General features: G+C 40.2%; 10 protein-coding genes and 1 pseudogene. 7 read left to right on the top strand and 4 right to left on the bottom strand.

Features of this window, described 5'->3' with window-relative positions; genetic code table 11:
• Positions 1 to 271 precede the first annotated feature (271 nt).
• From MKX62_RS12730 to MKX62_RS12720, 3 genes are all read right to left on the bottom strand, one after another.
• Positions 272 to 2,059, bottom strand: a complete 1,788-nt coding sequence (locus MKX62_RS12730; RefSeq protein ID WP_187046785.1) for an acyl-CoA dehydrogenase family protein — start codon at positions 2,057 to 2,059, stop codon at positions 272 to 274.
• Positions 2,060 to 2,337: 278 nt separating this feature from the next.
• Positions 2,338 to 3,513, bottom strand: coding sequence for an acetyl-CoA C-acetyltransferase (locus tag MKX62_RS12725; protein WP_340741584.1), 1,176 nt, complete (start codon positions 3,511 to 3,513; stop codon positions 2,338 to 2,340).
• A gap of 32 nt (positions 3,514 to 3,545) precedes the next feature.
• Entirely contained in the window at positions 3,546 to 5,930 is a 2,385-nt protein-coding gene (locus tag MKX62_RS12720) for a 3-hydroxyacyl-CoA dehydrogenase/enoyl-CoA hydratase family protein (RefSeq protein ID WP_340741583.1), read from the bottom strand.
• 215 nt (positions 5,931 to 6,145) lie between these two features.
• Here MKX62_RS12720 and MKX62_RS12715 point away from each other — a divergent pair, with 215 nt between their 5' ends.
• From MKX62_RS12715 to MKX62_RS24455, 6 genes and pseudogenes are all read left to right on the top strand, one after another.
• Positions 6,146 to 6,466: a thioredoxin family protein gene (locus tag MKX62_RS12715; protein ID WP_067206296.1), complete on the top strand. Its 321-nt coding sequence runs from the start codon at positions 6,146 to 6,148 to the stop codon at positions 6,464 to 6,466.
• Between the two features lie 115 nt (positions 6,467 to 6,581).
• A complete protein-coding gene (locus MKX62_RS12710) occupies positions 6,582 to 7,046 on the top strand; it encodes a histidine kinase (RefSeq protein WP_067206293.1) in 465 nt (154 codons plus the stop codon).
• A 660-nt stretch (positions 7,047 to 7,706) separates the two neighbouring features.
• Positions 7,707 to 8,219, top strand: coding sequence for a C39 family peptidase (locus MKX62_RS12705; protein ID WP_067206291.1), 513 nt, complete (start codon positions 7,707 to 7,709; stop codon positions 8,217 to 8,219).
• A gap of 775 nt (positions 8,220 to 8,994) precedes the next feature.
• Positions 8,995 to 9,204 carry a hypothetical protein gene (locus MKX62_RS12700; protein ID WP_340741582.1) on the top strand — a complete coding sequence of 70 codons (210 nt, stop codon included), beginning with the start codon at positions 8,995 to 8,997 and terminating at the stop codon, positions 9,202 to 9,204.
• Positions 9,205 to 9,352: 148 nt separating this feature from the next.
• Entirely contained in the window at positions 9,353 to 10,660 is a 1,308-nt protein-coding gene (locus MKX62_RS12695) for a sensor histidine kinase (RefSeq protein ID WP_340741581.1), read from the top strand.
• Between the two features lie 252 nt (positions 10,661 to 10,912).
• Positions 10,913 to 11,163: pseudogene (locus MKX62_RS24455) on the top strand (IS66 family transposase); the annotation flags it as partial.
• A 410-nt stretch (positions 11,164 to 11,573) separates the two neighbouring features.
• Here MKX62_RS24455 and MKX62_RS12690 read toward each other — a convergent pair.
• The gene (locus MKX62_RS12690) at positions 11,574 to 12,461 is read right to left on the bottom strand and encodes a 5'-3' exonuclease (protein WP_067206286.1); all 888 of its coding nucleotides are present in this window, start codon (positions 12,459 to 12,461) and stop codon (positions 11,574 to 11,576) included.
• Positions 12,462 to 12,578: 117 nt separating this feature from the next.
• Between MKX62_RS12690 and MKX62_RS12685 the strand changes: the two genes are divergently transcribed.
• Positions 12,579 to 13,817: an NAD(P)/FAD-dependent oxidoreductase gene (locus MKX62_RS12685; RefSeq protein WP_340741580.1), complete on the top strand. Its 1,239-nt coding sequence runs from the start codon at positions 12,579 to 12,581 to the stop codon at positions 13,815 to 13,817.
• Positions 13,818 to 13,901 lie beyond the last annotated feature (84 nt).

The raw sequence follows: 13,901 nt of genomic DNA, 5'->3' as shown, positions 1-13,901 counted from the left end.
ATATCTTTGACCGCTTATCTTTAGGTGAGAAGCTAGCCATTCTTTCGTCCAAAAAAGCTTCGGCACTTCTTGTATCAATGTCTTTCGAGAGCGGCAAATGAACAAAAACCATGCGATTACCGAAAGAATAAGTAGGGATGCGACAGAGTCGCATCCCTACTTATCAATACATCTCGATAATGGTATTGAAATTGTTCAATTCAAAGCGATACAAAAACAACTACACGTAACGCCCAGTGTGTGATCAAGGTAATTTTAATCTACAGACGTGTTATACGATATACTTCTCCGCTTCGATTAGCTTAACTGAAGCTTCGCGTTTTTTAGCGATGATATTATACGGATTCGAGCGAGTCAATTTACGCAGCGCTGAAATCATCATGCGTTGATTATCACCATCGACAGCCGCAAGAAGTGTTTCTTTTGCATCTCTTTCAATCTCTTCAAATGCTTCTTGGCAGAAGATTTGTGTGTAAAGGATTTTCTGTTGCGCTTTTTCTTCTCCGCTGCGTGCAATTGCTTTTTCTGTACGTAGAAGTGCAGACTCCATCGCAAAAACATTATTAGCGATATCTGCAATATTTACAAGTACCTCTTGCTCTGCTTCAAGCTTCGTGCCAAAACGTTGTGCAGCAAGACCAGCAGCAAGCAAACCGATTTTCTTAGCATTTTTTACAAGTGCTTTTTCTTGTGCAAGTGCTTCGTCACCGATTTCTTCAGGCATCATCATAAGAAGTTCTTCTTGAAGTGCTTGCGCCTGTTGAAGCAATGGCAATTCACCCTTCATTGCTTTTTTCAGGAATGTACCTGGTACTAGCAGACGGTTGATTTCATTCGTCCCTTCAAAAATACGATTGATGCGTGAATCACGATAAATGCGCTCTACTTCATATTCTTGCATGAAGCCGTATCCGCCGTGAAGCTGAACTGCTTCGTCAACGATGTAATCCAATACCTCAGATCCCACGACTTTATTGATAGAACATTCGATTGCGTATTCTGCGATTGCTGCCGCAATTGCTTTACCATCTTTTTGCTCTTCAAGACTCAACTGGCTTTGACGCTCTTCAAAGTAACCAACTGTACGGTAAATCAAGCTTTCAGCTGCATACAGTTTAGATGCCATTGTTGATAGTTTTTGTTTCGTCAAGTTGAATGAAGAAATTGGTGTTTTGAACTGTTGACGTTGATTTGTATAAGTAATTGCAAGCTCAAGCGCACGTTTAGATCCGCCCATTGTGCCGACTCCTAATTTGTAGCGACCGATATTCAAGATATTAAATGCAATAATATGTCCGCGACCGATTTCACCTAGCAAATTTTCAACTGGTACTACTGCGTCTTGTAAGATTAGCGTACGAGTAGATGAAGATTTGATACCCATCTTTTTCTCTTCGGCTCCGACAGATACACCTGGGAATTCTTTTTCAACAATAAAAGCAGAGAACTTATCGCCATCGATTTTCGCGTAAACAACAAAAATATCTGCAAATCCTGCGTTCGTAATCCACTGTTTTTCACCATTTAAGATGTAGTGTGTTCCAGCAGCATTCAATTTTGCATTTGTTTTCGCACCCAATGCATCAGAACCAGAGCCTGGCTCAGTTAGTGCATATGCAGAGATTTTGTCACCTGATACAGAGTTTGGCAAGTACTTTTTCTTTTGTTCTTCATTTCCGAAAAGTACGATTGGTAGGGTTCCGATACCAACGTGTGCGCCATGAGTAATCGAGAATCCACCTGCTACGGACATCTTTTCAGAGATAAGTGCAGACGCAATTTTGTCGAGTCCAAGACCACCATATTCTTCTGGTACATCCGCTCCTAGAAGTCCAAGATCCCCCGCAGTTTTCAGTAGTCTTACAGAGTGCTCGAATTCATGGTTTTCAAGATTTTCGACAACAGGTTGAACTTCATTTTTCACGTAGTCTTCTGCTGTTTTCGCAATCATTTTCTGTTCATCAGTAAAATCTTCAGGCGTAAATACACGGTTTGCTTCAATGTCTTCCGTTAGAAAAGCTCCACCTTTAATCAGTTCGTTTGTTTTTAATTCAGTCAATGTTGTTTCCTCCTTTTAATCTTAAGGGTTTATATGTCCACTATTAATATAAAATTCACTGGTTTGTTTACTAGATAGTCAGCACTTAATAAATAGAATGTTCTTCCTACACCGCTTTGTCGCTTGGTGATGGCCTCACGCAATAAGCCCGCCAGAAGAGCATTGTCGGTCTGATTGCTTCGGCTCACACTTGTCGCTCCTTCGCTAGAATTGTTCGTTATACTGGTGAGGTATATCACCTAGTTAATTCTAAATAAGTGGTGCCGAATATATAGTGTTTACAAAAGCTCAAACACGCCGGCTGCGCCCATTCCGCCGCCGATACACATTGTAACGACTCCGAACTGTTTACCTTGACGTTTTAATTCACTCATCATACGAATTGTTAAGATAGATCCTGTTGCTCCGAGTGGATGCCCGAGGGAGATTGCTCCGCCGTTGAAATTCACCTTATCTATATCAAGGCCTAGATGACGGATAACTTGAAGTGACTGAGACGCGAACGCTTCGTTTAACTCCCATACATCGATATCCTCAATAGAAAGCCCTGCAATTTTAAGTGCTTTTGGAATGGCTACAATTGGGCCGATCCCCATCACTTCAGGTGGCACGCCGCCTACAGCAAATGACAGGAATTTCGCGATTGGCTTCAAGCCTTGCGCTTCTGCCACTTCGCGGTCCATCACAAGTACTGCGCCTGCTCCGTCTGATGTTTGTGACGAGTTACCTGCCGTAACAGTACCTGTTACGGAGAATGCCGGACGCAATTTCGCTAATCCCTCTACGCTTGTTCCGTGACGGACTCCTTCGTCCATTTTAAATGTGAAATTCTTCTCACTATATTTTCCGTTATCATCTACAGAACGCTTTACGACTTCGACTGGCACGATTTCATCATCAAATTTTCCAGCTGCAATCGCTGCACCTGCTTTTTTGTGAGACAGCACAGCAAATTCATCCTGTTCTTCACGCGTGATACCGTATTTTACTGCAACTTGCTCAGCAGTGTGACCCATTCCCATATAATATTGTGGAGCCGTTTCTGCTAAGTGAGCATTCGGTCGGATTGTATTCCCCATCATCGGTACCATACTCATTGACTCGACACCGCCTGCAAGTATCGCTTGCGAGTGACCGAGCATGATGCGTTCAGCTGCATAAGCAATTGATTGAAGACCTGATGAACAGAATCGGTTTACCGTAATTGCAGGCGTCGTATCAGGAAGACCTGCAAGTGCACCAATATTTCGCGCAACGTTCATCCCTTGTTCAGCTTCAGGCATCGCACAACCAATAATTAAGTCATCAATTGGGCCATCATAGCCCCCAGCACGTTTCAACGTTTCTTTAATTACAAGTGCCCCTAAGTCATCCGGGCGTACGGTTACAAGAGAACCTCTACCCGCTTTTCCCACCGGTGTCCGTGCACCGGCTACTAGTACTGCTTCACGCATTGAATTTCCTCCTCTTTGCTATGCACTTTAAATCAGTTACGTAACGGTTTACCTTTTACGAGCATGTGTTGCATACGCTGTTGTGATTTTGGTTCCGCCACAAGGCTAAGGAAAGCTTCACGTTCAAGGTCCAACATATATTGTTCGTCAACAAGTGTTCCGTATGGTACTTTTCCGCCGGATAAAACAAACGCCAGCTTCTTCGCGATTTTCAGATCATGCTCGCTGATAAAGCCAGATAGGAACATGCCCTCTGCCCCGAGAAGCATCGTTGCATAACCCGAATCACCTGTAACAGGGAATTTCTCACGTTTAGGCGCTTTATAACCCATGTCAAACAATGCAATAGCTGCCTGTTTCGCATCATAGATTAAGTGATCTGCATTGACACTAATACCATCTGCGAAATCGAGGAAGTTATTTTCACGTGCTTCGTCTCCCGAAGTAGACACTTTTGCAGTCGCGATTGATTCGAAAACTTTATTGGCAACAAATTGATAGTCAATGTGAACGCCCTTTGGCAATCCTTTTAAATGTTTCGTATAAAGTCCTACGTTTCCGCCACCACCCGGTATCAAACCAACGCCGACTTCAACAAGTCCCATATACGTTTCCATTGAAGCTTGAATATGAGCTGCCGGTAGACAAACCTCAGTCCCTCCCCCAAGCGTCATTGCAAATGGCGCTGCAACAACAGGTTTTGAGGAATACTTGATTTTCATCATGGCGTTTTGGAATGAGCGAACAGTGAAATCAAGTTCAAAGATATTGTCATCCTGCGCTTCCATAAGAATCATTCCTAGGTTTGCACCCACACAGAAGTTTTTGCCTTGATTTCCAATGACAAGCCCTTTGAAGTTTTTCTCAACTTCATCAACGGCGAAGTTGATCATTTGAATGATGTCAGGACCAATTGAATTCGATTGTGAATGGAATTCAAGAAGTGCCACACCATCGCCAAGGTCGATTAAACTAGCGCCTGAATTCTTTTTGATAACACCATGTTTTTGCTTATAGCGCTTCAAGTCGATTACTTTTTCATTAACAGGAACAAGCTTGTAATCTTCTCCATCGAAGAAGTAAAGTTCATTGTCTTCTTCTTTATAGAAAGTTTCATAGCCTTTGTCGAGCAAACTTTGAACGAATGCTGGAACTTTCCCGCCTTCATCTTTCATCTTCTCAACAGATTTTGCTACGCCGATTGCATCCCAGATTTCAAATGGTCCTTGCTGCCATCCAAATCCCCATTTCATGGCATTGTCGATTGCAACGATATCATCTGCAATTTCACCGTTTAGTTCTGCAGAATAAAGCAATGTTGGTGACAGGATACTCCACAAGATTTCACCAGTGCGATCATCCGCATAGACGAGCGTTTTCACTCTATTAGCAAGTCCTTTTTGTTGTTTAGCCATTTCAATAGAAGGTGTTTTCAACTTTTTAGCTGGACTGTATTCAAATGTCTCTGTATCTAGTTCAAGAATCTCTTTACCTTTTTTGAGATAAAATCCTTGTTTTGCCTTGGCACCAATCCAGCCATTATCAATCATTTTCTTCATGAATGGCGGCAATTCAAACACTTTTTGCTCTTCGCCTTCCGTCTTGTCGTAAACGTTTTTCGCCACATGCATGAACGTATCTAGTCCAACAACGTCAAGCGTACGGAATGTTGCCGATGTCGGACGGCCAATCAAGGTACCCGTCACCGAGTCAACTTCTCCAATCGAATAGCCGCGTTTCTCCATCTCGCGTAATGTGATAAGAAGGCCATATGTACCGATTCGGTTCGCGATGAAGTTCGGCGTATCTTTTGCAATGACAACTCCCTTACCAAGCGTATCTTCACCAAAACGGGTCATAAACTCTATAACTTCCGGAGCCGTTGTGCTCGCTGGAATAATCTCAAGTAATTTCAAGTAACGCGGTGGATTGAAAAAATGTGTGCCCATGAAATGTTTTTGGAAATCTTCCGAACGTCCTGCCGCCATCGCTTCAATACTAATACCCGATGTATTTGAAGTGATGATTGTACCCGGTTTACGAACTGCATCTATTTTTTCATACAAACCTTTTTTAACATCAAGATTTTCAACAATCACTTCAATAATCCAGTCAACATCTTTTAATTTATCCAGATCATCTTCGAAATTCCCTGCTTCTATAAGGGACAGATTACTTTTCTTCGTTAGGGGTGCAGGTTTTTGTTTCACTAGTTTCTGCAAAGCACCTGCTGCAATTTTATTTCGTACAATGCCATCTTCAAGCGTAAGCCCTTTTGTAGCTTCCTCTTCAGTTAACTTTCCAGGAACGATATCCAAAAGTAAAACTGGAATTCCTATATTAGCGAGATGAGCTGCAATACCCGAACCCATAACGCCTGAACCTAAAACTGCCGCTTTTTTAATTTGATAAGTCACTTGCGAAGCCTCCCTTTTTTCGTTTGAATGAACACTCATTCATTTAATGGGCAAAAAAAATAGAAACCGTTTCTATATCTCTCAGTGTAGAACATATTGCTAGTTTTCGCAATATTTAAATCTAAATTTTTTCAACTTCCTATCTGAAACATATCATTACCCGACTAAAGTGATTACGTTGTACACTGTCCATATAAAGGGGGTCAATATATATTATGAAACCAATTACAACAGTTGAACAGTTTAATGAAATTATTGCCGGCGATTCTAAAGCACTTGTAAAATTCCAGGCAGGATGGTGCCCTGACTGCAGACGTATGGATATGTTTATTGATCCAATCGTCGAGAAATATGATGAATACACATGGTATGATGTCGACCGTGACGTGCTGCCGGAAATCGCTGATAAGTATGACGTCATGGGAATTCCTAGTTTACTGATTTTCCAGAACGGTGAAAAGCAAGCGCATCTGCATAGTGCAAATGCAAAATCGCCATCACAAGTGACGGATTTCCTTGAAGGCGTAAAAGCGTAACTGTATAGAAGCTTTACCTAAACGGATGGACTTATGTCTATCCGTTTTTTCATTTTCGGTGCACCTTTTATCTAGATGAAGTATACTAGAAAAAATGATAACGGGGTGTGTATTAGTGGACTACGAGAATGAAATCCAACTGCTTAAAGCTAAAATTGCTTCCTATGAAAAGATTATACTAGAAACATCAGCACCAATCATTCCTTCAATCGTCGAAAATACGATTCTCGTCCCGATTTCGGGTCACACCGGCCAAGATCGTTTTAATTTGATCCGCACCCGCGTCCTCGATTATGTTGGAATTCATAGAAGTACGGTGTGTGCAGTATTCGATTTCACCGGGGTAGGCCACAAAGACGTTGAGGAATATGATTTTAATATACTTACTCTTGAAATCAATCAACTGAATAACACGTTGAAACTGATGGGGGTACGTCCAATTTTTGTCGGTTTTAATCCGAGGATTGTCAGAGAAATCGTATCCGCCGGCATCCACTTGGAAATTGAAACCTATGTAAACTTCAGAACTTCATTAGCAGTACTACTTAACGAAACAGAAAACTCACTTCAATTGTTTTAATGAAGTGAGTTTTTTTCTACCAAATTTGAATACCTTCACTTGCTACCAGGAAGACTATACTGTATTGCAATAAGTATTTCAACGTACAAACTTTCGTGTTATCACCGTGAGAGCTACGGTGATAATCTACTAACTATATATGTTGAATTACAGAATCCTATTGAATCTGCCGTGGCGCTCAATTAATGAGAGAGATGTTATTCGGTTTTTGGATTGTAGATCGCTTGGCGCTTTGGGGATGCCTCTCGCCCTAAGCCTGGATTAGCGCTTCGCATCCAGTCTTACGGCTTCGGCGACCCCTTTGCCGCGCCTGCGCTAGGGTATTCATTATCGAGAGAAATGTGATTTTGAGATGTATATACCGAGACTTTAATGTGATTTCTAGTTGATACTCCTTATAGTCAAGAAAGATGCACTCCAAGGTTGCAGATTTTATCACAGATATCGAAATGCGCTTTCGCACATAGTTAATCCTGCGAAGGCGCGTCTTCGTGGTAGCCGGAGCGATAAGACTGAAAGCGTTCTTCTTTCTGGCCTATCGCGGGAGGCATCCACAAAGCGTCAAAGCGGTATTGGCAGGAATTCTAATTAGTTCTAAGTATTAGAACTTTTTCAGTGATCTCACGCTAGGTAGAGCTCTTTTTTTCTGGAGGCAGATGAATGAAAACTATATTGAACGTCAAAGGAAAATCCCAATTTGATGAGGATGTTGAACAATCGATTCGATCATCAGCATGCGGACCGGTAACAGCATTTGTAATGACTCAACATCTTTTTCCACAGGGGTGCCCTTACACAACAAATGAATTATATCGTCTCCTAGGTAGCACAAAAATTGGTTTATTCAAATACCGCTTCATCCGAAATATGCGCAAAGTGCTTGGAGTAGAATGGACAGTTGCGGGGTGCACTATTGATGAAGTGAAAAGACAACTCGACAACGGCCGGCCCGTCGCTGCAAAATTTGATAAATGGTTTACATTTCGTTGGCGCGGCAAGTATGGATTCGACTATCATTGGGTACCTGTCATAGGCTATGAAGAGACAGCTGACGATATTTTTCTCTTTATTCATGACAACGGGGGAAGAAACCGGGATAGCCAGGTCCGGCATATTTCATATAAGATGAATAGGTCAATTTTATCTTTTATAAAGATTGAGCCTACTGAATAGTAAATCCAAAAATCCCTACCCGAATCAGTTTCCGACTCGGATAAGGATTTTTTCATTTTTCTATATACGCTAAAGTCTGCTTCAGCGTGGCCAAACTTTTGATCCTAGCTGTACGAGCGTTTTATGGTTGCGGGAGGCATCCACAAAGCGGCGAAGCGGCATTAGTGGGAATCCTAATTCATTCTAATTACTAGGTCTTTTTCAGTGGCCTCCCAAAAGCCCTTGTAAAGCGTATACGTCGTATTCATTTGTTTAACATATATAGTTCCTACCTTTTTTAAATTAGTTAACCAACTGATCATGAGTTACTACAACACTATCCTGACATTATTTCACATAATGCACTATTTACTATGTATTTAATTGTTAAATTTAGAAATATATTGATTCATTGACGACCTTAAATAGTTAATAGGTTTAACGCATCTAAAGAAATTGTAAATATAAATATGGAGTATTGTGTTAGATTTGAAAGTGCTCTAATTCCAGTTCGAATGCTGCATCCCCCCTAGTAGACATAACACCCGTTCTCGGCAGTATTTAGCTTTGTTACTCAATAAGAAAAACATCAATTTGTATAGTACGATTAGGTAAATACCCCAAAAATTGCTATAATAATCTTATAGTGATGATGGTTATGATGAAAAAAGGTGGTAATTATAGTAACAATTCTATTAATCGTTTCTATTTTAATAGTGAATTATTCCGCATTAGTCGAGGGACAAGTCAATTCACCTAAAAAACTATCATTGAACATTTATCAGCAGCTTTTGAAGTGAGTCCAACAAATAATGAAAATCAAAACGACTTTTACATCATTGTTTCAAATGTCACGAGTGGTTTATATAAAGTCATTATTACTGCCACAAATGACTACACTTATGAAAGTGAAGAACTAAATCGCGATATCATAGTACCTTCAACAAACATCGAACCTAATGAGAAGCGACTGACCTTATTAGATTTCGTGATTCTATTACAGTAGGTTAAACAAGTAATGTCTTCAAGAAAATATGATAGTAATGCTATTTGTGAAAAGCGAATTTTTAATTTCATAGGCAAAAGAATATTTTATAGTAGATTCGGATAATCTATGCTTTTCAATTAAAACAGATGAGGAAGTACTAATTTTTATGAAAAATAGTAAAATTAAACTTATTTTAGTATTATCTGCTATCTTGTTATTGTTGTTTACAAGTTTAAATGTCTTTACCTCTTATGTGAAGATAAAAAAGACAGTTGAAGAGTCAATCGCCAATCAAAGTCTTGCAGCAGCAGAATCCATTGCGTCTGCGATAGACAAAGAAACGTATCAGAAATTTTTGAATAATCCTGCAAAAAACGACTATTATTGGGAATTAACAAACTACCTAGTTGATGCAAGAGAAAAACTGGGTGCATTATTTGTGTATACACTGAAAATCGATAATCCAATAGTATCGAACTCAATGATAGGCGGATTACCCAAGGAATTAGAAGAGAGCTATAGCATTGGATCGGTTGGTACAGTGCCCGAAAAGCAGGTCAAAATAGCCTTTGAAGGAAATACATATATTACAGATGTAATTGAGGATGCCGTTTATGGCACTTTTCTTTCTGTTGGAGTGCCTATAAAGGATGAAGCAGGAATTGTCATGGGATACTTAGGTATCGATATTAGTGTTGATACACTTGATTATATTAAAGGGACAGTACTGAAAAATAATATCCTTCTCTTCGTCTTTAATGGTGCCTTTATTTTGGTCGTAATCGGATCTTTTTTATTTTTGCAAAGATGGTATCAACAAGAAGTGGCAAAGGAAGTCGGCTATACAGAAGATACATACCAAGCTGAACTTAAAACGTTAATCACTTCCATATCTTCTTTAAGACATGATTTCACCAATCATATTCAGGTTTTACACGGACTACTTCAACTAGGGGAATCTAAGCAAGCTCAGCAATACATATCATCTTTGTCTAAAGAAGTTCTGGCGCTAGAAACTCTAAAATTAAATATAGATCATCCTGGTCTATCAATATTACTGCAAACAAAGAAACTGGCTGCACAAAATTATCATATTGATATGAATTTTACGGTTTCTCATGATGCATTCGATAAAATAAAAACAACAGATTTAATCATAATACTGTCGAATTTAATTGATAATGCAATTGATGCAACAGTTGCATTACCTGTAGCTGAACGTAAAATAACAATTAGCTGTCAAACGGATGTTACGCAGTATCTATTTAAGATAACGAATACTGGACCTAAAATTAGTGAGAATGAACATATTTTTAAACAAGGATATTCAACAAAAAATGCAGAACAAGGAAAGATAAGAGGGCAAGGTTTATTTATAGTGAAGGAAGTTGTGAATAGATATAATGGGGAAATCTCAATTGATTCAATAAATGATTTAGAGACTATAGCTCTTGTGGGAATCCCTCTAAAGTAAATTTGAATGAAAGTGTAAACTCCCTACTACTAGTTGTGGGGAGTTTTTTCATTTATCTCGCTGGTTTATGCTACTAATTTTCTTATTTTGTGCTTTCTTAATTCGAATGATTATTCATATGTATTCCGTATTCAATGTGTAGACATAACACCAATTCACGGAAGTATTTAGCTCCATTTCTTAAACTAAAGTAATCCTTTAGTTACTTCTCTTTTGGCACGGATTAGTGTACTCTTAACAGGATGGCCGCATAATAATCGAAGTGAACGAGCAATTAAGCCCTTCGTGATTGGTCGAAAAAATTGCTTTTCTCTCAATCGAAGAAAGACGCAAAAGCAATCGCCTATAGTATCGTGGAAGCTGCCAAAGAAAATCACTTAAATCCGTTGATTTACGTAACCTACGTATTTGAACAGTTGCCTGTAATCAATCTAACGGGTTCCAAAGCGCTTGATCAACTGCTCGCCAAAGACCCTACCAACAGATTGCCACGTCCCAAGTAAAAACAAAACAAAGCATATCACGGTACGCATGACAAATAGCCGTCTATACGATTTTTTTAATCGTATAGACGGCTATTTTATTTAGTGCTACAAGTGGCTTTAATGTTTTTCGTTGAGGGCAAGTACTGAACTAAAACCTCATCATTTGTTGAATACTTAGAACCGTTAAAATTTTCTTAACATCCTCATAGAATTCGATGCCCTTGCTTTTAACCGTTTCTGCAATGCTCAAACAAATCGCGTTCGCTTTTGCACCATGGCGAAATTCCTTCAGTGGGTCGACACTTCGCCTTTCTTTGTAGAAATGCCCTCAGACAAGTAGCCCAAGCTTGAACTATTTTCTTGGCTTCCGCCGCGATTTTTATGCGCATATATTGTAAACTTTTTTCACACGCATCCCCCTCGTATATTTATAGCAATAGCGAATCCGCTTGTCTAACAATCATGGAATAACCTTCTCTATCTATCAGTTCCCTTACAACTCCATCATAAACAGGTATTTTCAGGGTTTCGATTGGATCATCCATTTTTAATTCACAATGGATTTCTGCAAGTTTTTTGGATAATAAGAGCATGTCCATCTCTTCCTCGATTTTCTTGCGTATTGCCGGCGTCAACTCATGCAATGATTGAATCACGCCTTCCACCGATCCATATTCTTTAATGAGTTTAAGTGCAGTTTTTGGTCCGATGCCTCTCACTCCAGGATAGCCGTCACTTGTATCCCCAGTGAATGCTTTTGTGTCAATAAACTGGATAGGGGTAATTCCATACTCTTCAATGAAACGTTCCTCTGTGTAAATATCGTAAACATTAAAACCTTTTTTCGTAAATGCAATACGGACACCCGGTCTAAGCAATTGCAACATATCTTTATCGCCAGTCACGATTGTAATCTCCGCTTTCCCCTCCCAAGCCTGAACGAATGAACCAATCAGATCGTCTGCTTCCATGCCTGGCACTCCGTAGTTTTTCCAACCAATTAATTCAGAAACACTTCTTGCCATATCAAACTGCGGTACGAGCTCCGGCGCCGGTGCAGGCCGGTTTGCTTTATATCCTTCAAATAAGTCATTGCGGAACGTTTGCGCGCCCATATCCCAACAAACCGCCATATGTGTAGGTTTGAATATCGAGGTCGCTGTCATAGTATGACGGGCAAACCCCTGCACTGCATTCGTCGGAATTCCAGCGTCATTCGGGAAATAATGCCCCATCGCCGAAGTTGCAAAAAAGGAGCGGAATAAGAGTGCCATTCCGTCGATTATTAAAATATGTGGTTTTTCTTCTATAGTCATTTAATCTTCTTCCTCCATCTGCCAAACTTTATTAGTAGAACTTCATCAATGATAACATGCTTTCAATCAGTAGTTTGGGGGTAAAGAATAATAGATTTCATAGAGGAGGTTGTAAGTATGCATATTCACGAAGGTTCATTGTATTGGCCAGAAACGATGCCAATTCCCCCCGAACGAAAAAAAGTAGAAATCGCGTCACATTATGATGTCATTATTGTAGGTGGAGGGATGTCGGGAGCTCTTTCGGCACTTGCATTGGCTGACAAAGGTCATTCGATCGCAGTGCTAGACAAGCGGCAGATGGCTACTGGCAGCACAATGGCAAATACGGGATTGCTTCAATATTCAAATGACATCATGCTCCATGAATTAATCGAACAAATTGGAGAAAAGGATGCTGTACGTTTTTATCAGTTATGCTTGGAAGCAATGGAAAACCTAAAAAAGACAGCTGAACGACTGCCGCTTAACCCTGATTTCATCAGTCGGCCAAGCATTTATTATGCAAGTGACGAAAATGATTTAAAACGCATTAGGAAAGAATATGATACATTAACGCATTATGGATTTCCTTGCGATTTTTGGGACGAGGTAGAAATCTGCAAGCATCTGCCGTTTTCGAAACCGGGAGCAATCGTGACATACGGTGATGCTGAAGTGAACCCTTACAAATTCGTCAACGGACTATTACAATTGGTCGAATCAATGGGCGTCCATCTCTTCGAATTTACAGAAGTGACGGACATAAACGACGAAAATGGACTGTTGCACATTTCCACATCTGCAGGGGATTTTTATGCGGATAATGTTCTTTTTACAACTGGATACGAGACCCTTCCTGTAGGAAAACGAATTGGTGCCGACATTAACCGTTCGTACGTCATTGTCACTGAGCCACTAGATGCTTCCCCGATTTGGCATGAAAATGCGCTCATTTGGGAATCAAAGCGTCCGTATCTCTATATGCGGACAACGGAGGACAACCGAATCATTGTAGGTGGGCTCGATGAGGACGAACCCCAAGCCCCTCTTTCAAATGAATCGATTATGAAGCACGGTGCAATCTTAAAAAAACAGCTGCAAGAACTTTTCCCCGAACTTCCGATTGAAATTAACTACGCTTATTGTGCAACATTTGGAGAATCTCTGGACAACTTACCATTCATCGGAGAGCATCCATCAAAAAGAAATCATTATTATCTACTTGGCTATGGAGGTAATGGAACTGTTTACAGTATGCTTGGTTCAAAAATTCTCGCTGATATTATGACGGGCAAAGCCAATTCTGATGCGCATATCGTTCAACTCGAACGCTTCGCAACCGCTTTAGCTGGTGGAAGAAGCGGGATTGCCTGACCAATGAACATGATGATAACGAGTAAAAAGTTCAAAGTTCTCAAAGAGAGACAATACAAAAAACCGAAGCCTCCTAAAATCCGC

The sequence above is a fragment of the Sporosarcina sp. FSL K6-5500 genome (genome assembly GCF_038005665.1).
Classification (GTDB): domain Bacteria; phylum Bacillota; class Bacilli; order Bacillales_A; family Planococcaceae; genus Sporosarcina; species Sporosarcina psychrophila.
This window is presented reverse-complemented; position numbering and strand designations above follow the sequence as displayed.

Excerpts from the sequence above, each read along its gene's own strand:
- MKX62_RS12690 (WP_067206286.1), bottom strand. The coding sequence starts at position 12,461 with ATGACTATAGAAGAAAAACCACATATTTTAATAATCGACGGAATGGCA.
- MKX62_RS12715 (WP_067206296.1), top strand. The coding sequence starts at position 6,146 with ATGAAACCAATTACAACAGTTGAACAGTTTAATGAAATTATTGCCGGC.
- MKX62_RS12695 (WP_340741581.1), top strand. The coding sequence starts at position 9,353 with ATGAAAAATAGTAAAATTAAACTTATTTTAGTATTATCTGCTATCTTG.
- MKX62_RS12725 (WP_340741584.1), bottom strand. The coding sequence starts at position 3,513 with ATGCGTGAAGCAGTACTAGTAGCCGGTGCACGGACACCGGTGGGAAAA.
- MKX62_RS12705 (WP_067206291.1), top strand. The coding sequence starts at position 7,707 with ATGAAAACTATATTGAACGTCAAAGGAAAATCCCAATTTGATGAGGAT.
- MKX62_RS12685 (WP_340741580.1), top strand. The coding sequence starts at position 12,579 with ATGCATATTCACGAAGGTTCATTGTATTGGCCAGAAACGATGCCAATT.